The organism is Cognatiluteimonas sedimenti, from assembly GCF_022808325.1.
GTDB lineage: Bacteria > Pseudomonadota > Gammaproteobacteria > Xanthomonadales > Xanthomonadaceae > Cognatiluteimonas > Cognatiluteimonas sedimenti.
In genome coordinates, this window is the sequence record NZ_JALGCL010000003.1 from 55,610 (window position 1) to 74,935 (window position 19,326).

The 19,326-nt window shown below is 70.6% G+C and carries 15 protein-coding genes; 8 read left to right on the plus strand and 7 right to left on the minus strand.

Annotation, left to right across the window (positions count from 1 at the left end; genetic code table 11):
* Positions 1–47: 47 nt before the first annotated feature.
* The 3 genes from speE to MQC88_RS13070 all read left to right on the plus strand — a co-directional run bounded on the left by speE (position 48) and on the right by MQC88_RS13070 (position 3,730).
* A complete protein-coding gene (gene speE / locus MQC88_RS09490; RefSeq protein WP_243321416.1) occupies positions 48–899 on the plus strand; it encodes a polyamine aminopropyltransferase in 852 nt (283 codons plus the stop codon).
* Positions 900–902: 3 nt separating this feature from the next.
* Positions 903–1,631, plus strand: a complete 729-nt coding sequence (locus MQC88_RS09495) for a phosphatase PAP2 family protein (RefSeq protein WP_243321419.1) — start codon at positions 903–905, stop codon at positions 1,629–1,631.
* A 173-nt stretch (positions 1,632–1,804) separates the two neighbouring features.
* Positions 1,805–3,730: a GGDEF domain-containing protein gene (locus MQC88_RS13070; RefSeq protein WP_243321420.1), complete on the plus strand. Its 1,926-nt coding sequence runs from the start codon at positions 1,805–1,807 to the stop codon at positions 3,728–3,730.
* On the opposite strand, the gene MQC88_RS09505 is transcribed toward MQC88_RS13070, so the two are convergent.
* Positions 3,731–4,069: a P-II family nitrogen regulator gene (locus tag MQC88_RS09505; RefSeq protein ID WP_243321882.1), complete on the minus strand. Its 339-nt coding sequence runs from the start codon at positions 4,067–4,069 to the stop codon at positions 3,731–3,733.
* A gap of 253 nt (positions 4,070–4,322) precedes the next feature.
* Here MQC88_RS09505 and ubiK point away from each other — a divergent pair, with 253 nt between their 5' ends.
* From ubiK to MQC88_RS09520, 3 genes are all read left to right on the plus strand, one after another.
* Positions 4,323–4,586 (plus strand): ubiquinone biosynthesis accessory factor UbiK, encoded by a 264-nt coding sequence (ubiK, locus tag MQC88_RS09510; protein WP_243321883.1) that lies wholly within the window; start codon positions 4,323–4,325, stop codon positions 4,584–4,586.
* Positions 4,587–4,595: 9 nt separating this feature from the next.
* Positions 4,596–6,125, plus strand: coding sequence for a YifB family Mg chelatase-like AAA ATPase (locus tag MQC88_RS09515; protein WP_243321422.1), 1,530 nt, complete (start codon positions 4,596–4,598; stop codon positions 6,123–6,125).
* A gap of 314 nt (positions 6,126–6,439) precedes the next feature.
* Positions 6,440–8,152: a potassium/proton antiporter gene (locus MQC88_RS09520; protein WP_256451774.1), complete on the plus strand. Its 1,713-nt coding sequence runs from the start codon at positions 6,440–6,442 to the stop codon at positions 8,150–8,152.
* 149 nt (positions 8,153–8,301) lie between these two features.
* Here MQC88_RS09520 and MQC88_RS09525 read toward each other — a convergent pair whose 3' ends face one another.
* On the minus strand, positions 8,302–9,543 hold the full coding sequence (locus MQC88_RS09525; protein WP_243321423.1) for a putative peptide maturation dehydrogenase: 1,242 nt from the start codon (positions 9,541–9,543) through the stop codon (positions 8,302–8,304).
* 64 nt (positions 9,544–9,607) lie between these two features.
* Between MQC88_RS09525 and MQC88_RS09530 the strand changes: the two genes are divergently transcribed.
* Positions 9,608–9,895: an NHLP-related RiPP peptide gene (locus MQC88_RS09530; RefSeq protein ID WP_243321425.1), complete on the plus strand. Its 288-nt coding sequence runs from the start codon at positions 9,608–9,610 to the stop codon at positions 9,893–9,895.
* 77 nt (positions 9,896–9,972) lie between these two features.
* Here MQC88_RS09530 and MQC88_RS09535 read toward each other — a convergent pair whose 3' ends face one another.
* The 4 genes from MQC88_RS09535 to aceB form a co-directional block, all read right to left on the minus strand.
* Complete coding sequence (locus tag MQC88_RS09535; protein ID WP_243321427.1) at positions 9,973–12,570, minus strand: putative peptide modification system cyclase; 2,598 nt, start codon at positions 12,568–12,570, stop codon at positions 9,973–9,975.
* Between the two features lie 22 nt (positions 12,571–12,592).
* Complete coding sequence (locus MQC88_RS09540; protein ID WP_243321429.1) at positions 12,593–13,624, minus strand: GGDEF domain-containing protein; 1,032 nt, start codon at positions 13,622–13,624, stop codon at positions 12,593–12,595.
* A 327-nt stretch (positions 13,625–13,951) separates the two neighbouring features.
* A complete protein-coding gene (gene aceA, locus MQC88_RS09545) occupies positions 13,952–15,271 on the minus strand; it encodes an isocitrate lyase (protein ID WP_243321431.1) in 1,320 nt (439 codons plus the stop codon).
* Positions 15,272–15,416: 145 nt separating this feature from the next.
* Positions 15,417–17,096 carry a malate synthase A gene (gene aceB / locus MQC88_RS09550; protein ID WP_425491613.1) on the minus strand — a complete coding sequence of 560 codons (1,680 nt, stop codon included), beginning with the start codon at positions 17,094–17,096 and terminating at the stop codon, positions 15,417–15,419.
* 111 nt (positions 17,097–17,207) lie between these two features.
* Between aceB and MQC88_RS09555 the strand changes: the two genes are divergently transcribed.
* Positions 17,208–18,176, plus strand: a complete 969-nt coding sequence (locus tag MQC88_RS09555; protein WP_243321433.1) for a LysR family transcriptional regulator — start codon at positions 17,208–17,210, stop codon at positions 18,174–18,176.
* Positions 18,177–18,293: 117 nt separating this feature from the next.
* Here MQC88_RS09555 and MQC88_RS09560 read toward each other — a convergent pair whose 3' ends face one another.
* Positions 18,294–19,277 (minus strand): polysaccharide deacetylase family protein, encoded by a 984-nt coding sequence (locus MQC88_RS09560; RefSeq protein WP_243321435.1) that lies wholly within the window; start codon positions 19,275–19,277, stop codon positions 18,294–18,296.
* Positions 19,278–19,326: the final 49 nt, after the last annotated feature.

Here is a 19,326-nt window from a genome sequence, read left to right on the forward strand (position 1 = left end):
CCGGAATGGTCCGCTACAATTCCCGCCCCCCGCCCAAGCCCGCCCCGATGACCGACACCACCTGGAAGTACGAGAACTTCGAACCCGCCGGCTCGGCCATCGGCTACCGCATCCGCCGCAAGCTCGACGAAGTGCAGTCGCCGTTCCAGAAGATCGAGATCTACGAGACGACCGACTGGGGCAACCTGATGCTGATCGACGGCGCGGTGATGCTCACCACCCGCGACAACTTCCTCTACCACGAGATGATGTCGCACCCGGCCCTGTTCACCCACGCCGACCCGAAGCGCGTGGTCATCATCGGCGGCGGCGACTGCGGCACCTTGCGCGAAGTGCTCAAGCACCCGGGCGTGGAAAGCGCGGTGCAGTGCGACATCGACGAGCAGGTCACGCGCATGGCCGAGAAATGGTTCCCGGAACTGTGCGAGCGCAACGGCGACCCGCGCGCGCAGCTGCTGTTCGACGACGGCATCGCGTGGATGGCCAACTGCGAGCCGGGCAGCGTCGACATCGTGATCGTCGATTCCACCGACCCGGTCGGTCCCGCCGAAGGCCTGTTCAACAAGGCCTTCTACGGCAGCTGCTTCCGCGCGCTGCGCGACGACGGCATCCTCGTGCAGCAGTCCGAATCACCGCTGGTGCTGCTGGAACTGATCCGCGAAATGCGCGTGGAGATGGGCAAGGCCGGCTTCACGGAGTTCAAGACCCTGCCGTTCCCGCAGCCGTGTTATCCGACCGGCTGGTGGAGCTGTACCTTGGCGCGCAAGCAGGCCCGCGGCTTCGAATTCCGCGAAACCGATGCCCGTGCCAAGGCCTTCGACAGCCGCTACTACAGCGCCGACGTCCATCGCGGTGCGCTGGCGACGCCGCCGTTCGTGGCGGCCGCACTCGACGAGTAGGCGATGGCCGTCCCGGTGCGGCCACCCCGGCGCTTCTATCTCGCGCAGTCGCTGCTGCTGGCCATCACCGGCGCCTTGCTGCTGTGGCTGTTCCATGCCACCCGCCTGGACCTGCGGCTGGAAGCGCGCTACTACGACGCCGTCAACCACACTTTCCCATGGCGTTACGCCTGGGTGACCAAGTACTTGGTCCACCGTTACCTGAAGTACGCGTTGCTCGTCGCCGGGCTCGGCGTCTGGCTGGTTGCGTTGCGCGGCAGGCTGACCGGGCGCTGGCCACGCGTGCTCGACGGGCGACATCGGCGCTGGTGGCTGGTCGCGTGGTCGTTCGTGGCCGTTCCGGTGCTGGTCGGCATCCTGCACCGCACCAGCGCCATGCATTGCCCCTGGGAAGTCATCGAATTCGGCGGGCAGGCCCCGTATTTCGACCTGCTTTCCGCGGCACCCGCCGGCATGCGCGCAGGCCACTGCTTTCCCGCCGCGTTCGTTTCCTCCGGCTCATGGCTGCTGTCGCTCGCGCTGCTCTGGTATCCCGAGCGCAGATTGCGCAGTTTCGCGATCGGGGTCATCACGCTCGCGTTCACCTTTGGCCTTGGCTGGGGGCAGCAGATGCGCGGTGCCCACTTCCTGTCGCACACGCTGTGGACGCTCTGGATCAGCTGGGCGACGATCGTGTTGCTGCATGCGGCCTGCGGCGCGTGGAAGGAAACCGGGCGCGGCGCTGTCCGATGACCAAGCGCAACAGCGACCGCTACGCGATGGCGAGGCCGCCGTTCGTCGCCGCCGCGCTCGGCGAAGCGTGACCACCGTCACAGACTGATCGTCGGTTCGCGGACACGGGCGCCGCGATAACGAACAATCACCACCGAGCCGGCTGGCAGGGGCCGCCGGCACGGGGGAATCCGGTGCATCCGTCGCGAGCCCGACTGCCATGGCTGCTCGCCGTGCTGCCTTGCCTGCAGCTCGGCTTCGCCTGCGCGTTCGCCGCGATACCCGCGCAGGCACCTGCCGCTGCATCCTCGCCCGGGGCCGCATTCGACGCGAAGTACATGGAGCTTCGCGGCACCGGCCTGTCGACCCAGCCATCGCCGGCGCAGGTGATGGCGCGCCTGGACGAGCTTGCGCGGTTGCGGCCGGCGGGCGACAGCGTGCGCGACCTGCGCTACCGCGCGATCTACTGCGACTGGGCCTTCGACGAGAACCCTGGCGCGCAGCTGGCGTGGGCCGACGACGGATTGGCGCGCTCGCGCGCCGCGCACGATGGCGAAGGCGAGGCCAACTTCCACTACTGCCGCGCCGCCGCGCTGGAAACGACCGGCGCGCAAGACCAGATACTGCCCGAGTACGAAGCCGGCATCGCCGCGGCGCGCCGCATCGGCGACGATCGCCTGCTGGCCGACGGCTTGAGCCTGCGCGGCGGGCTGCATTCGCTGCTCGGCGACCAGGCGCGCGCGATCCCCGACCTGGTCGCGGCCCAGCACCTGTACCGCCGCGGCGGCTTCAAGGCCGATGCCGAAGCGCTACTGCTGGACATCGCGATCAGTTACCGCCGCATGGGCGACAACGCCAAGGCACGCGACTACCTGCAGCAGAACGAGATCTACGCCAGCGCGCTGGGAGACTACGACCAGCTGGTCGCGAACCTGCTGCAACAAGGCTACCTGGCCGAGGACGAAGACCGGATCGACGATGCGCTGGCCCTGTACCGGCGCACGATGGTGCTGGCCCGCGAGCGCGGCAATGACTACGACATCGCCAGCGTGCAGCTGGCGATGGCCTGGCCATGGATCCTGCGCAAGGACTACGCGCGCGCATTGGCGCTGGTCGATGCCGCCCGCGCCGGCTTCGACGCGCTCGGCGACCGCACCAACGACGACATGCTCGCGCTGCGCCGCGGCCAGGCCCATGCCGGTCTCGGGCGCCATGTGCTGTCACTGTCCGAATACGCGTTGGCGGCGACCGCGCTGGAGCGCAGCGACAATCGCCGCTACCTGGCGTTGCTGCATCGCGCGCGCGCGCGCAGCGAGCAGGCCCTGGGTCGGGACGCCCAGGCATTCGCCGACCTTGAGCGCTATATCGACATCCGCGAGTCGATCACCAGCGCCGAACGCAGCCAGCAGGCACAAATGCTGCGCTACCAGTTCGACAACGACCGCGAGCTGCTGGAAAACGAGCGCGTCGCCCGCGAGCAGGGGTTGCGCGATCGCCAGTTGCAGGCGCTGCTGCAGGCCAGGCGCTGGCAATGGACCGCGATCGCGCTGGCGTGCGTGCTGCTGCTGCTGCTTGGCGCGCTGGTGGTGCGCCAGCTGGTGCGCATGCGCCGCCTGCACGAAATCGCGACCACCGATCCGCTGACCGGCGTGGCCAACCGCCGCAGCATCGAGCACCTCGGCGCCAAGGCCATCGCCGGCGCGCGCGCCGCCGGGCAGCCGCTATGCGCGCTGATCCTGGACCTGGACCATTTCAAGTCGGTCAACGACACCCATGGCCATCCCTGCGGCGACAAGGTGCTGGCGCGGATGGCGCATGCCTGCCGAGACGCGCTGCGCCATTTCGACCTGCTCGGACGCACCGGCGGCGAGGAGTTCCTGGTGCTGCTGCCCGACACCCGCATGGACCAGGCCTGGCCGATCGCGCGGCGCCTGTGCGCGACGGTGGCCGCGATCGATTTCGACGACCTTGCCCACGGCCTGCGGATCACGGTCAGCATCGGCATGGCCGAACTGCGCTCCGCGGACGCGAGCCTGCACGACCTGGTAGCCCGCGCCGATGCCGCGCTCTACCAGGCCAAGGGCAACGGGCGCAACCGGATCGAGGTCGGCGACGCCTGACTACAGCGCGTCGCCGTCCAGTTCACCGGTGCGGATCCGCACCACCTTGTCCAGGTCCCAGACGAAGATCTTGCCGTCGCCGATCTTGCCGGTACCGGCGGAACGCATGACCGCCTCGACCACGGCATCGGCCTGCTCGTCGGTGACCGCGACCTCGAGCTTGATCTTTGGCAGGAAGTCGACCACGTATTCGGCGCCGCGGTAGAGCTCGGTATGGCCCTTCTGGCGGCCGAAGCCCTTGACCTCGGTGGCGGTGATGCCGGCGATGCCGGCGTCGGACAAGGCCTCGCGCACGTCGTCGAGCTTGAACGGCTTGATGATCGCCATGACCATCTTCATCGGATGCGCCTCATTCACGTGGTCTCCATGTCTGCGGGCGGCAGCATAGCGCCGGTTGCACCCGTCGCGCCGCGCATGCTGTAGTGCCGGCCGTCGCCGCCGCCACGGCGCGCACCTTCGCCGCGGCGGGCGCGGAGTTTTCCGACAGGCCGCCGCGGGGCGCGCCGACGGCACCCTTCCGCGGGGATGGCCAAGCTGGCCGTGCCCACGGAGGACCACCCGCATGAATACCATTGCCACGGCCGCCACGCCCATGATCGACCTCAGCCAGATCGACGAACTCGCCCGCCGCCTCGGCAGCCTGGTGCCGCCGTCCATGCGCGAAGGCCGCGAGGAGCTGCAGCAGAACTTCAAGTCGGTGTTGCAGACCGGCCTGGGCAAGCTCGACCTGGTCACGCGGGAGGAATTCGACGTGCAGCGCGCGGTGCTGTTGCGCACCCGCGAGCAACTCGAAGCCCTGCAGCGCACGGTCGCGCAGCTGGAAGCGCAGCTGCCCCTCACCCCCGAGTCCCGCTGAGCCGCCGCCATGGGGCTTGCGCTCGTGCACAGCCGTGCACGCGCCGGCGTGCATGCGCCCGCGGTGCGGGTCGAGGTGCACCTGGCCGGCGGACTGCCGTCGATGTCGATCGTCGGCCTGCCCGAAGCGGCGGTACGCGAGGCCAAGGACCGGGTGCGCGCGGCGATCCAGTGCGCGCAGTTCGAATTCCCGGCGCGCCGCATCACCGTCAACCTCGCGCCCGCCGACCTGCGCAAGGACGGCGGCCGCTTCGACCTGGCCATCGCGCTGGGCATCCTCGCCGCCAGCGGACAGGTACCGCTGGACGCCTTGCGCGAGGTCGAATTCCTCGGTGAACTCGGCCTCACCGGCGAATTGCGTGCGATCGACGGCGTGCTGCCGGCGGCGCTGGCCGCGGTGGCGGCCGGCCGCCGCCTGGTCGTCCCCACCGACAACGGCGCCGAAGCCGCGCTGGTGCGCGACATCGATGCCAGCACCGCTCGCACCCTGCTGGAAGTCTGCGCCGCGCTCGAGGGCCGCAAGACCCTGCCGCCGGCGACGGCGCCGGCGGCGATCCGCCTGCATGGCCCTGACCTGGCCGATGTTCGCGGCCAGGCGCAGGCGCGGCGCGCGCTGGAAGTCGCCGCGGCCGGCAACCACCACCTGCTGCTGGTCGGCCCACCGGGCTGCGGCAAGACGTTGCTCGCCTCGCGCCTGACCGGCCTGTTGCCGCAGGCCAGCGAAGCCGAAGCGCTGCAGAGCGCGGCGATTGCCTCCGTGAGCGGAGTGGGAGCGGGCGGCAGCGGCCTGGATCCTGCGCGCTGGCGCGAGCGCCCCTATCGCAGCCCGCACCACACCGCCAGCGCGGTGGCGCTGGTCGGCGGCGGCGCCGAGCCGCGCCCCGGCGAAATCTCGCTGGCCCACAACGGCGTGCTGTTCCTCGACGAATTGCCGGAATGGGACCGGCGCGCGCTGGAGGTCCTGCGCGAGCCGCTGGAGTCGGGCGTGGTCACGATCTCGCGCGCGGCGCGGCAGAGCGAATTCCCGGCGCGCTTCCAGCTGGTGGCGGCGATGAATCCCTGCCCCTGCGGCTGGGCCGGCGATCCGTCGGGGCGCTGCCGCTGCCATGCCGACGCGATCGCCCGCTATCGCGCGCGGATTTCCGGGCCGCTGCTGGACCGCATCGACCTGCACGTGGACGTGCCGCGGCTGCCGCCGTCGGAATTGCGTCCGGACGCGCCCGCCGGCGAATCCAGCGCCGCGGTGCGCGCACGCGTGGAGGCCGCGCGTGCCGTGCAGCACGCGCGCGCCGGCAAGGCCAACGCGCAACTCACCCAGGCCGAAACCATGGTCGCGTGTCGCCTGTCCGACGCCGACCAGGCACTGCTGGAACGCGCGATCGACAGCCTGCAACTGTCGGCACGATCGATGCACCGGATCCTGCGGGTGGCCCGCACCATCGCCGACCTTGCCGGCAGCGCCGACATCGCCACCGCGCACCTCACTGAAGCGCTGGGTTACCGGCGCATTGACCGCGGGCTGGCGCAGCAGGTCGCTTGAGATTCCGTTCGGGCGGTGCCCGGCGTAGCGTGCCGTAACGCCCGTCGGCCCACTCGCACGGAGCGTCCTCATGCAGGAGCGGCCTTTGCCGGAGCGGTGTTTGCAGGCACGGGGTTTGCAGGAGCTGCTTTTTGTAGGAGCGGCTTCAGCCGCGAGCTCTTCCCGGCTCGCCGCGCCCCCGCAAGAAGCGCGAGGCTGAAGCCGCTCCTACAGGATGCGTGCGCACCACCGTCATCGGCCCACGTCCGGACGCGCGCTAGACTGGAAAACCGCCCCGCCGGAGCCCGCGCCTGGAGAGCCTGCACGCCATCGACCTGAGCCTGCTGGGGTTCGCGCTGCTGATCCTGGCCGGGATCGCCTCGTCGCTGCTTGCACGGCGCTTCGGCGCGCCGTTGCTGCTGGTGTTCCTGCTGCTCGGCCTGATGCTGGGCGTCGATGGCCCCGGTGGCATCCGCTATGCCGATACCCGCTTCACCTACCTGGTCGGCTCGCTGTCGCTGGCGATCATCCTGTTCGACGGCGGCCTGCGCACGCGCGCGGTACATGTCCGTGGCAGCGTCGCGCCGGCGGTGCTGCTGGCCAGCGTCGGGGTGCTGGTCACCGCCGGCCTGACCGCGTTCGCGGCCACGAAGCTGCTAGACCTGCCGCCGCTGCAGGGGCTGCTGCTGGGCACGATCGTCGCCTCCACCGATGCGGCGGCGGTGTTCTTCCTGCTGCGCGCCGGCGGCCTGCACCTGGAGCGGCGCACCGGCGCGACGCTTGAAATCGAATCCGGCAGCAACGACCCGGTCGCGGTGTTCCTGACCGTCGCCCTGACCACCTGGATCAACGGCGAGCAGGAAGGCGGCATCCCCGCGATCGCGCTGCACATGCTCTGGGCCGGCACCGCCGGGCTGGCGCTGGGCTACCTCGGCGGACGCCTGATCGTGGCCGCACTCAACAAGTACGACCTGCCCTCGGGCCTGCACCCGTGGCTGGCGCTGGCCGGCGCCTTGACGCTGTTCGCGATCACCAACCTGATCGAGGGCAGCGGCTACCTCGCCGTGTACCTGGCCGGCATCGTCGTCGCCAACCGGCCGTTGCGCGCACGCAACCAGGTGATGTCGCTGCAGGACGCGGTGACCTGGTTCGCGCAGCTGGTGATGTTCCTGCTGCTGGGCCTGCTGGCGGCACCGCATGCGTTGTGGCCGATCCTGTGGCCGGCGCTGGGGGTGGCCGCGTTCCTGATGCTGGTGGCGCGGCCGGCGGCGGTGCTGCTGTGCCTGCTGCCGTTCCGCTACCGCGCGGCGGAGATCACCTTCATCTCCTGGACCGGCCTGCGCGGCGCGGTCGGCATCTTCCTGGCTTCGATCCCGCTGCTGGCGGGGCTGCCGAATGCCTGGCTGTACTTCAACGTTGCCTTCGTGGTGGTACTGGTGTCGCTGCTGGTGCAGGGCTGGACCCTGGCGCGCGCCGCGCACTGGCTGGGCGTGGCGGTGCCGCGCGCCGATCCCGACACGCGCCGCATCCAGCTCGATCTTCCGGGGCAACTGGAATACGACATGATCGGCTACCGCATCGCCCCAGGCAGCGCGGCCCTGCGCGGCGTGCAGTTGCCCGGGCGCGTGCGGCTGGCGATGGTGGTGCGCGCCGGCAAGGTGCTGCTGCCCGACGAATGCGATGCCTTCGCAGCGCACGACTACGCCTACTTCGTCGCCCCCGGTGGCCAGGCACCCCGGCTGGACTGGCTGTTCGCCGACGGCAGCGACGCCCGCGAGGCCGAGCAGGACACCTTCGGCAGCTTCATCCTGCCCGGCGACGTGCCGCTGGGCGAACTGGCGAAGTTCTACGGCCTGCCGATGCCCGCACGCATCGCCCGGGCGACCGCGGCGCAACTGTTCGACGAGCGTTTCGACGCGCAGCCCCAGGTCGGCGACCGGCTGGTGATCGCCCGCGCGGTGCTGGTGGCACGCGAAGTGCGTGACGACCGTGTCACCCGCATCGGCCTCAAGTTCACCGGCGTCGGCGAGCGCCTGATCAGCGGCTGAGCGTCGCGCCCCGCACCTTCTGTGGGAGCGCCTTCAGGCGCGAGCTTTTTTCCCGAAACCTGTGCTGCAGATGCCTTCTTGCATGAAGTATCCAGGAGCTCGCGGCTGAAGCCGCTCCCACAAGAAGCCGCTCCCACAAATGGATCGCCTCACTCCCGCGGCCAGACCTTGCGGTTGGGGTCGAACTCGGAGGTCGTCATGGTCGCGGCGCGCTGGCCGAAGCCGCACACCACGATCGGACTCTGCGCGTAGCCGACCACGCCGAACGCGCGCTCGATGTCGACCTCGTTGATGGCGCCGGTCACGAATGGCCCCAACCCGGCCTGGGTGGCGCACAGCTGCAGGGTCTGCGACAGGTGGCCGACATCCAGCACCGCCACCCGGTAGGCCTTGGCGTGGTTGCGGTACTTCCAGAAATTGCGATGGAAGCGCGGCGCGAGGATGCACAGCACCGGTGCGTCGGCGAAGAAGTCCTGCCCGGCCACCGCGATCCGGGCGAAGGCGCGCAGTTCAGCCGGGGTCCATGCGCGCGATCCCGCATCGCCCGGGACCTGCGTGCCGGCGTCACCGGGTTGCGGCGCCGCGATGCCTGGCGTGACCGGCTCCAGCGCATGCGTGTCGATGCGATAGCGGTACAAGCCGGGCGCGATGCCATCCACGCGCTGCAGGATCAGCCAGCATTCGGTGGGATGCAGCGCGCCGCCGGACGGGCTGGTGCGCTTGTATACGTCGAAGCCGGGTGCCGGATGGCCGATCCCGCGGGCGCCGAACACCCGCGCCAGCAGCTGCGAGAACGTCGCCAGCGGCACGCTGGCGGTGGTGTCGTAGTTGCGGCAGGTGGCGCGGGTATCGAGCAGCGCGTCGAAGTCGTCGCGCTCGATCCGCGGCAAGGCGAGGTCGGCAGCCGGATTCGCCGCTGGCAACGCGTGTGGCGGCGGCGCGCCGTGCTGGCGCAGCAGGCCTTCGTTCGTGTCGAGATCCTGCTCGGCCATGCCCCTGGGCCCGTCGATGCCTTCCCAGCGCGCGGCCATGTGCGCCACTGCCGCCGGCGGGTGCCAGCCCTGGGAGCGGAACCGCGCATCGGCCAGCGCGGATTCATCGCCGTCGTCCGGCCGTGCCAGCAGCAGGCCGGCAGCGAGCAGGGCATCGACCGCCTCGCTGCCGAAGCGCGCATCGAGCGCGTCGCGCGCGATCCAGTCCACCGCACCCAGCGCGCCCAGCAGCGGGGCATGCGCCGCGTCCACCTGCACAGGAGCCGGCAGATGCGGGGCATGCGCGAACCAGCACAACCGGCCAACCACCCCGGTGCCGCCCGACAACAGGTCGTCGAGCTCGAAATCCGCCACCTCGCGTGGCTCCAGCCACGCCACCGCGCAGCGCCTGATCCGCATGCCCGCTCCCCTGTTCCGATGCGGTGCTATTGTCCGGCTTCCATCCACCAAGGGGGAATACCAGATGGCACAGGAAGACACGATCCCGCCGGCCGGCTTGCATCCGCGTCTGGTCCGCAAGTTGCTGGACAACCTCGAAAGCAACGAGGAGTTCCGCGCGATGTTCCAGGAATCGCCGGAGAAGGCGTTGCGTTCGATCGGCTACACCGATCCGTGGGGCTGCATGTCGCTGCGCTCGGGCGCGAAGCTGGCGTCGCCGGCGCAGATCCGGGCGCAACGCAACAAGCTGGAAGACACGATGGTGGGCATCCAGGGCTACCTGTGCCCGCTGGAGGCACAAGAGGGGCTGTGAGGCGCCGCTTTCCGACTGGATCCCGTTCGCGCGGCTGATCTGCCGGCGTCGATCCCTGCAGCACCGCGGGAAGGCGATTACGCCTTCCCGACCTTTGCCGTCTCTTGCGGCTGCGCCGGCGCCTGCGACTTCGCGTCCTGCTGCAAGGCTTCCGCGGATGCCGCGGCATTGAGGAAGCGCAGCACATCGGTCGTGGTGCTTTCGACGAACACGCGGCCGCGATGCGTCGCCAGCCAATCTCGCTGCGCGCGCGCGCCCGTGGCGTTGCCGGCGGCCAGCTCTGCACGCATCAGCGACCAGTGCGCCGCGACCAGGGCCGTTTCGCGCGCCACCAGCGGACGCAACCTGGCCACGGCCGCCTGCGGCTTGCCGGCGAGCCGTTCCTGCTCGGCCAGCAACACCTGCTGCAGTTGCGCCACGGTCGGGTAGTCGCGGATGACGCGGCTGTCCCGGGTTTGGCGCAACGCGTCGGCCACGCCCGCCGCATCATCCATCCGCGCCGCAAGCACGCCGGCGTAGAGCCGCACTTCGGTCGCCGCTGCGGGGTAGAGGGCATCGGCAGCCGCTCCCTTCGCCTGCACGGCGGCCAGCAATTCCTGCAAGCGACGCCCGGCCTCGGCTTGCCCTGCGAAGACCGCCACGCTGGCGACCGCGACGCGGGCGCGCAAGCTTTCGGGGGCGTCGCCGGCTGCGTCGGCCTGCCGCAACCAGTCCTGTGCGGCAGTGGCCGCACGCGGCCATTGCCCGCGATCGATCCCGGTGACCACCGCGGCCTCGCCCTGCCAGCCGCCACGCCCGTTGGTCCCGGTCAGGTAGGCCTTGTCCGCCTGCGCATGCTGGCCGCGCGCATCGAAGAGCCGCGCGTACATTTCGCTCGACCCCGTGAATCCCGCCTTGCGCGAGCGCTCGAATTCGGCCATCGCCTGGTCGTAGCGCTCCTGGCCCAGCAGCATCATGCCGAGGCTATAGCGGGCCGAATCGCCGCGCTCGTATTGCGGCTTGATGCTGCGCCGGAACGTCGCCTCGGCCAGGCGGAAATCGTTGAGCTGGTGCCACTGGTTGGTGCCCAGGCGCGCAAGCAGGCGATAATCGTCGGGATACAGCGCCAGGTATTCCTGCGCCTTGCGGAAATAGATTCCCGGCCCGTCGTTCTGCATCTGCAACAGCTCCAGGCGCGCGCGCTCCTGCGGCGACAGGCGCTGCGGGATGGCCAGCGCCTTGCGCCGCTCTTCGGCGGCCGGTCCGAGTTCGCCGAGCCCCGAGTACAGGTCGGCCATGTCCGCATGCGCCAGCGCGAATTCAGGGTCCAGTTGCAGCGCGCGCCGGTACAGGCCCAGTGCCTGCTCGCGGTCGCGCGTGGTGTTGAACACGTTGCGCGCCACCGCGAACGCCTTCAGCGCGTCCAGGCTGGGCGTGGCTACGTTGGGCAGCGCCACGGACGTCTTCTGCACGCTCTCCAGCGCTTCGCCCAGCTTCTCGCGCAGCTGGTCGGTGACGTCGTCGATCGAGGCCAGCGCCGAACCAATGCCGCGGCCATCCGCCGAGACCGCATACACCGTGGTCTGGGTACGCGGGTCGATCACTTCCGCGCTGACCCGCAGCCGACCGCCGACCTCGGCCACCGTGGGCAGCAGCAGCGCGCGGGCGCCGTCGCGCAACGCGATCTCCGAGCCGATGGCGCGGTCCACCGGCACGCCCGGCTTGCGCTGCATGTTGCCCAGGGTCTCGCGCACCTTGAGGTCGCTGAGCACGTTGACGTAGCGCGACTGCGCCAGGCTCAGGCGGAAGGCCTGGTCCAGGGTGTCGTCCAGCAGCTTGTCGCCGGTGAGGTTGCGCAGGTCGCCGACCACCACCCAGTCGCGTTCGCCGAAGGCGATCGCCGGCTGTGGCCGGGTCAGGAACCAGCCACCGCCCACCAGCCCCGCCACCAGCAGCAACTCCGCGGCCAGCGCCGCGGGCTGTCGCCACAGCGGGATGTCGCGCCAGGCCTTGGCGCGGTTCTGCTGCGGGGCGTGCAGCGGGGCGATGCCGGGCTCGCCGACCTCGTAGATTTCCTGCGCCTGCGGCACGCCCTTGAAGCGCCAGCGTCCCCAGTGTTTCCACAACAGCTGTTCGCCGCGCTCGCCGAGTTCGCGCGCCGCGCGGTGTGCCAGCGGCTCAGCCGTGGCCGAGAGCAGGATCTGCCCGGGCCGCGCCAGCGTCATCAGCCTGCCAGCCATCGGCTTGGCCAGGCCTTCGACTTCCAGCGGCTTGGCGCCGACGTTGACCGCTTCGTCGCTGTTGCGCCAGGTCAGCACTTCGCCGACGTGCAGGCCGGCGCGCGCCTGCATCACCACGCCGTGGCGCTTGAGTTCCGTGCGATCGCCGAGATCGCGCAGGCCGCGGGCGTAATCCAGGGCGAAGCCGAGGCCGTCAATGGCACGCTCGAACAGCAGCAGCAGGCCGTCGGATCGGTCGATCAGGCGGCCGTGCCAGCGCTGCTGCAGCTCCAGCACCAGGCGGTCGTGGGCGCGGAATAGTTCCGCAGCGGCGTTGTCGCCGAGTTTCTCGACCAGGCTGGTCGAGTCGCACAGGTCGGTCAGCAGCAGGGTGCGCACCTGCGGCGTGGCCAACGGTGCTGGCGCGGTTGCGCTGGCTGGATCGGCTCGGTCGATGCTGTCGTTGGCGGCGTGCATGGCGGTGGCGGGACCTGCTCGCCTAGACCGGCGCGAGCGCGTCGTCCTGCCATTCGACGCGGTTGCCGCCCAACCGCTTGGCCCGGTACAGCGCGGCGTCGGCGTTGGCGTACCAGTCCTCCCAGCGCTGGTCCAGCGCCACCGGGCAGGCGCCGATGCTGAGGGTGGCGATCTGCGGCGGCGAGGACTGCAGTTTGTGCAGCGCCTGCGCGGTGTCGATCACGAACTGGGCGATGCGCAGGATCCCGGCGCGATGCTCAGCGCCGACCAGCAGGCAGAACTCGTCGCCGCCGAGGCGGCAGGCGATGTCGCCCGGGCCGGCGGCCGAGCGCAGGATGTTGGCCACGCCCTGCAGCACGCGGTCGCCGACCTGGTGGCCGTGCTCGTCGTTGATGCCCTTGAAACTGTCGCAGTCCAGCAGCAGCAGGCCGCAGCCGCCGAGGGCGTCGTTGCGGCGGCGCTGCTCGAGTTGCAGCTGGAAGCCGCGGCGGTTGTTGAGCCCGGTGAGCTCGTCGGTGCGGGTCAGCGCCTCGGTCTGGTTGAGGCGGTGGGTGGTGGCGCGCAGGGTGTCCAGCGCGGACTGCAGGTCGGCGTTGCGGCGGCGCAGGCGCGCGATCAGGCTCTGTTCGTTGAGCACCACGCGGGCGATGGCGCGGCGCAGGAAATGCGCGAGCAGGGCCGGGTCGCGCGCGGCCAGCGGCTCGAATTCCTCCTGCCGCAGTTCCAGCAGCACCGCGCTGCTGGCGGCGACGGCGTCGGCGCTGCGCGCGTGGTCGCCGATCAGCAGGCCGAGTTCGCCGAAGAACTGGTGCCGGCCCAAGCGCTTGGGGACGAGGTCGTCGCCGAAGTCCAGGTCGATGTCGCCCTGCACGATCACGTACATGGTGGTGCCGAGGTCGCCGCGGCGGAACAGGGCTTCGCCGGCCGCCACCAGTCGCGGGCGCCCGACTTTCTCGAACAGCGCGTACTCCTCCGCGGTCAGCGCGGCGGCGGACTGCTCCATCCCGGTCTCCGGCGGGCGGGCTGGTGCCAGCCCCGCGACGTCTGCACTCATTCCACGACCCCCTGTCGTGTAGTGAACGCGAGAATAGCACCGGGCCGGCCGCGGACCCGGGCGAGGAGCCGCACCCTTCCCCCTGCTTCGCTGCGCGAACCGGTCCTTCTCCTCGCAATCGGGGCAGGGCACTGCGGCAAGCCTCGTGCCGTTCCTTCTCCCCGCTGGCGGGGAGAAGGTGCCGGAGGCGGATGAGGGGCGGTCTGGCTGCGATAGGCAGTGCAGAGCCGCGTCGACAGCCGCGCCCCTCACCCTGCCGCGCTGCGCGCGGCTGTCCCTCTCCCCGCTCGCGGGGCGAGGGCAACTCAGTGGCGCGACTGCATGGCCTCAGGCAGCGACGGCCTCGACCTGGTGCTGGAACTGCTCTTCTTCCGTGGACCCTTTCAGCGCCACCGTCGACGACTGCGCGCCCTGGATGGTCTGCGTCACCGCGTCGAAATAACCGGTGCCGACCTCGCGCTGGTGCTTGACCGCGGTGAAACCCTGCGACGCCGCGGCGAATTCCGCCTGCTGCAGCTCCACGAACGCGCTCATCTGCCGGCGCGCATAACCGTGCGCGAGCTGGAACATCGAGTGATTGAGCGCGTGGAAGCCGGCCAGGGTGATGAACTGGAACTTGTAGCCCATCGCCGCGAGTTCCTGCTGGAAGCCGGCGATGGTGGCGTCGTCCAGGTGCTGCTTCCAGTTGAAGCTGGGCGAACAGTTGTAGGCCAGCAGCTTGCCGGGGTACCTGGCATGGATCGCGGCGGCGAACTGGCGCGCGAAGGCCAGGTCCGGCTTGCCGGTCTCGCACCAGACCAGGTCCGCGTACGGCGCGTACGCCAGGCCGCGGCTGATCGCCTGCCCCAGGCCCTTGCGGGTCTTGTGGAAGCCCTCGACGGTGCGCTCGCCGGTGCAGAACGGCTGGTCGTTGGCGTCGATGTCGCTGGTCAGCAGGTCGGCGGCCTCGGCGTCGGTGCGGGCGACGATCAGCGTCGGTACGCCCATCACGTCGGCGGCAAGGCGCGCGGCGACCAGTTTCTCCACCGCCTCGCGGGTGGGCACGAGCACCTTGCCGCCCATGTGCCCGCATTTCTTGGCGCTGGCCAGCTGGTCCTCGAAATGCACGCCGGCCGCGCCGGCCTCGATCATCGCCTTCATCAGCTCGAAGGCGTTGAGCACGCCACCGAACCCGGCCTCGGCATCGGCGACGATCGGCTGCAGGAAGTCGATGCGGTCGCAGCGCTCGTCCTCGCCGCGCTCGGCATGGTGCAGCTGGTCGGCGCGCAGCAGGGTGTTGTTGATGCGCTTGACCACCTGCGGCACCGAGTTGGCCGGGTACAGCGACTGGTCCGGGTACATCTCGCCGGCGCCGTTGGCGTCGGCGGCGACCTGCCAGCCGGAGAGATAAATGGCTTTCAATCCGGCCTTGACCTGCTGCATCGCCTGGTTGCCGGTCAGCGCGCCAAGCGCGTTGACGAAGGGCTCGCGGTGCAGCGAGGTCCACAACTTGCCGGCGCCCAGTTTCGCCAGGGAATGCTCGACCGCGACGGTGCCGCGCAGGCGCACCACGTCGGCCGGCGAGTACGGGCGGGCGATCCCGGCCCAGCGCGGGTTGTGGCTCCAGTCGTGTGCGATCTGTTCGGCGGTGGGCAGTTGAGTTTTCATCAAGGATTCTCGGTGGGTGGGGCTGGCGATGACGGGCGGGGGTATTGGTTGTTTGTGGGAGCGGCTTCAGCCGCGAGCTTTTTGCTGGTGGTGGGCGATGCGGGAAAAGCTCGCGGCTGAAGCCGCTCCCACAGTCATGGGCTGATCAATCGATCAGGGCGTACGCGGGGATGGTCAGGAACTCCTCGAGAGCGTCGTTGCGGGTGAGTCGCTCCAGCAGCGCGATCGCGGCATCGAGCTTGGCGGCGCCGGGAATGCCGTCCTGGCCGCCGAGCTTTCCAGGCAGGCCGATCAGCGCGCGCTCGAACAGCACGAAATCGATCGGCGTGCCGTCGTCGAGCAGCAGCGGCGCGCGCGCGGGCCCGCGCGGTCCCGCCGCGGTTGCGGTGTCGCCGAAGTGCAGCCATTGCCACAGCTGCGCGCGCGCGATCTCGGCGGTGGCGGCGTCCTCCATCAGGCCATGGATCGGCACGCAGCCGTTGCCGTCGAGCCACGCGGCGAGGTAGCGCACGCAGACCTCGACGTTGTTGTCGAAGCCGGCGCGGGAAATGCTGCCGCGCGGCGTGCGCAACAGGTCCTCGCGGGTGGGCTGTGCATCCTCGCGCCGCACGTGCTGCTGGTGTGGCGTGGGCATGTGCGCGTCGAAAGCCGCGCGCGCCACGGCAATCAGCGCCGGGTGCGCGACCCAGGTGCCATCGAAGCCGGCGCCGGCCTCGCGCAGCTTGTCGTCGCGCACGCGCTGCAGCGCGGCGGCGTTGGCCTCGGCGTCGCCGGCGATCGGCACCTGCGCGGCCATCCCGCCCATCGCGTGCGCGCCGCGCCGGTGGCAGGTGCGCACGAGCAGGTCCGAATAGGCCTTCAGGAACGGCTGCAGCATCGTCACCTGGCCGCGCTCGGGCAGCACCTTGCCCGGGTGCGCGCGCAGGGTCTTGATGCAGGAAAAGATGTAGTCCCAGCGGCCGCAGTTGAGCCCGGCGACGCGGTCCTTCAGCGCGAACAGGATCTCGTCCATCTCGAACGCCGCCGGCAGGGTCTCGACCAGCACCGTCGCCTTCATCTGCCCGCGCGGCAGGCCCAGCGCGGATTCGACCTGCACCAGCGCCTCGTCCCACAGCGCGGCTTCTTCCATCGACTGCAGCTTGGGCAGGTAGAAGTACGGGCCGCGATCCCGTGCCGCCAGCGCTCGGGCGTTGTGGAACGCGAACAGTCCGAGGTCGAACAGGCCGGCGCTGATCGCGGTGCCGTCGACCACCAGGTGTTTCTCGTCCAGGTGCCAGCCGCGCGGCCGCACCAGCAGCACGGCCTGTTGCTCGAATGGCTTGAGCGCGTAGTCCTTGCCGGCCGCGCCCGCGGAACCGGGGGCGGTGAACGCCAGCGTGCCGGCCACCGCCTGCCGCAGCGCGCGCTGGCCGGCGACGAGGTTGGCCCAGGTGGGCGCGGTCGAATCCTCGAAGTCGGCCATGTAGCAGCTGGCGCCGGAGTTGAGCGCGTTGATCACCATCTTCGGGTCGACCGGCCCGGTGATCTCGACCCGGCGGTCGAGCAGCGCCGGCGGCAGCGGCGCCACCCGCCAGTCGGCGGCACGGATGTGGGCGGTGTCGGCGCGGAAGTCGGGCAGGGCGCCGGCATCGAATTCGGCCTGGCGTCGGCGGCGCGCGGCCAGCCGCTGCTGGCGGGCAGGCTCGAAGCGACGATGCAGGGCGGCGAGGAAGGCCAGCGCCGCCGGTGTCAGCAGGTCGTCCTGGTCCGGCCGCTGGCCGCCCGGCGCGATCGCGCCGGGCGCGGCCTCCGGGCCCGTTTCCACTGCATCCAGCACTGCCTGCACGTCCAGCTCCACGGCCACTCGGGGAGCCACACCATCCGCTGCGGTACGGTATTTGACAAACAATAGTTATCAATACATACCATTAGCAAACCTTATATCTTGTTCCCGCCCATGGCCGAGCGCGCCCCGCCCGCCCCGCGATTCGCCTACAAGGCCTCCCGGCTGAAGCCGCTGCGGGCGTTCTGCCAGGTGGCGCGGCTGGGCTCGGTCTCGCGCGCGGCCGAGGCGCTGTACCTGAGCCAGCCGGCCGTGACCCTGCAAGTGCAGGCGCTGGAGCGCGAACTCGGGGTGCGGCTGCTGGAGCGAAGCGGCCGCCGCCTGCTGCCGACCCGCGAGGGCGAGGCCCTGTATGCGCTGGCGCGGCCCCTGGTCGAGGGCATCGACGGCCTGGCAGCGAGCTTTCACGAGCAGCTGCGCGGGCTCGACGCCGGCGAGCTGGACATCGCCGCCGGCAGCTCGACCATCCTTTACCTGCTGCCAGGCCTGGTCGAAGCCTTCCGCGAGCGCCATGCGGACGTGCGCCTGCGCCTGCACAACGTCACCGGCGCCAGCGGCCTGGACCTGCTGCGCTCGGACGCGGTCGACTTCGCGGTCGGCTCGATGCTGGAGGTGCCGGCGGACCTGGACTACGCCCCGGTCTACAACTTCGAGCCGATGCTGATCGCCCCGCCCGGGCACCCGCTGGCCGACAAGCCCGAATTGCGGCTGCAGGACCTCTCGCCCTACGGCCTGATCCTGCCGCCGCAACGGCTGACCACGTACCGGCTGGTGGACCTGGTGTTCCAGCGCAACCAGGTGCCGTACACGGTGGCGCTGGAGGTCGGCGGCTGGGAGGTCATCAAGCAGTACGTGGCGATGGGCCTGGGGATCTCGATCGTCACCGCGATCTGCCTGACCGAGGCCGACCGCGCGCGGCTGGCGGTGCGCTCGCTGTCGGCGTGGTTCCCGTCGCGCAGCTACGGCGTGGTGGTGCGCAAGGGCAAGTACCTGTCGCCGCAGGCGCGCGCCTTCGTCGGCCTGATCCGGCCCGACCTGTTCGCGCAGCGCGACTACGACCAGAGCGGGCATTCGGCACGCTGAGCGTACGCACCCGCGGGCGGTCCGAGCACTACGGGCGACCGCGGGGACTTGCGGGGCGCATTCGTCGGCGCGCGCAGGCGCGGCGGCGTGCGCGTGCGCGGCGACGATGCCGGTGCGTCACTCCGCGTCCGCGGGCACGCCAGCGAGGTCCTTGACCCAGTGCGGCGAAGTCGGCTCGCCGCCGTAGAAGTTCCATGACCAGCCCGCGGCAAGCGCCCAGCGGTGGATCCAGCTGACACCCAGTGCGCTGGTGAATGCATCCGCGCGCCGGTAGGCGGGATCGCCCATCGCTTCGTCGATGTCGACGAAGCGGTAACCGCGCCCGCGCAACCCGGCGACGAACTCCGGGTAGGTATCGGCATTGAGCGCGTTGGCGTGCAGCAGCATCACCTGCGGCAATGCGTAGCCGAGCAGCTTGATCGAACGATGCTCGAAGTAGTTGACCATCCGCAGCAGGTACGGCACGTACTGCGCGCGCAGCTTCGCCTGGGCGGCGGTATCGCCGCTGTCCAGCGCCTTGGCGTAGGCGGCCGCCCAGATCCAGTCCGAGTCCGTGATCGTGACCGGGGCGATGCGGTAATCGTGCTCGGCGAGGAAGGCGTCCATCGCCGCCTTGTCCGCCAGGGTACGACCCGTGCGCAGGTAGGGATGCCGGAACCAGCGCGGCTGCAGTCCGCGCGCGGCAAGCAGCGGCCGCAGGACGCCGTCGCAGGCAAGGATGTCGTGCTGGTAGGCGGGTACGCCGACCAAGTGCAGGTCGACGTGGGTGGCCGTGTGGTTACCCAGCGCCAGCCCGGCGTCGAGCCACGCGTCGAGCATCGCGACGCGGTCGGACTGGATCTTGCCATCCACCAGCAGGCGCGCCGAATTGACGAAACCGATCGCTGGCGTGCCCGTGTCGGTGAGCGCCTGCAGCAGGCGCGCGGATGCGGCCGCGATCCGCGGCGGCACCGTGCCCTGCGCGGGCAGCGGCGTGCGTGGCTCCAGGCTCGACCAGGGCAGGTCGTCGAAGGTGATCGCGATGCGCCGGTCCGGGGGCGTCGCGGTCGCGGTCGTGGCGGCCGTTGGCGTCGCCGCGCGCGCCAGGGTTGCGGCCAGCAACAGGCACGCGAGCGCGGCCCAGGCAAGTCCCGTCGCGCCCTTCGTACGT

What these genes read in the sequence shown, in the direction of transcription:
- speE (WP_243321416.1), top strand. Translation starts at nt 48, where the DNA reads ATGACCGACACCACCTGGAAGTACGAGAACTTCGAACCCGCCGGCTCG.
- MQC88_RS09495 (WP_243321419.1), top strand. Translation starts at nt 903, where the DNA reads ATGGCCGTCCCGGTGCGGCCACCCCGGCGCTTCTATCTCGCGCAGTCG.
- MQC88_RS09505 (WP_243321882.1), bottom strand. Translation starts at nt 4,069, where the DNA reads ATGAAGATGGTCATGGCGATCATCAAGCCGTTCAAGCTCGACGACGTG.
- ubiK (WP_243321883.1), top strand. Translation starts at nt 4,323, where the DNA reads ATGATCGACCTCAGCCAGATCGACGAACTCGCCCGCCGCCTCGGCAGC.
- MQC88_RS09515 (WP_243321422.1), top strand. Translation starts at nt 4,596, where the DNA reads ATGGGGCTTGCGCTCGTGCACAGCCGTGCACGCGCCGGCGTGCATGCG.
- MQC88_RS09525 (WP_243321423.1), bottom strand. Translation starts at nt 9,543, where the DNA reads ATGCGGATCAGGCGCTGCGCGGTGGCGTGGCTGGAGCCACGCGAGGTG.
- MQC88_RS09530 (WP_243321425.1), top strand. Translation starts at nt 9,608, where the DNA reads ATGGCACAGGAAGACACGATCCCGCCGGCCGGCTTGCATCCGCGTCTG.
- MQC88_RS09535 (WP_243321427.1), bottom strand. Translation starts at nt 12,570, where the DNA reads ATGCACGCCGCCAACGACAGCATCGACCGAGCCGATCCAGCCAGCGCA.
- MQC88_RS09540 (WP_243321429.1), bottom strand. Translation starts at nt 13,624, where the DNA reads ATGAGTGCAGACGTCGCGGGGCTGGCACCAGCCCGCCCGCCGGAGACC.
- aceA (WP_243321431.1), bottom strand. Translation starts at nt 15,271, where the DNA reads ATGAAAACTCAACTGCCCACCGCCGAACAGATCGCACACGACTGGAGC.
- MQC88_RS09555 (WP_243321433.1), top strand. Translation starts at nt 17,208, where the DNA reads ATGGCCGAGCGCGCCCCGCCCGCCCCGCGATTCGCCTACAAGGCCTCC.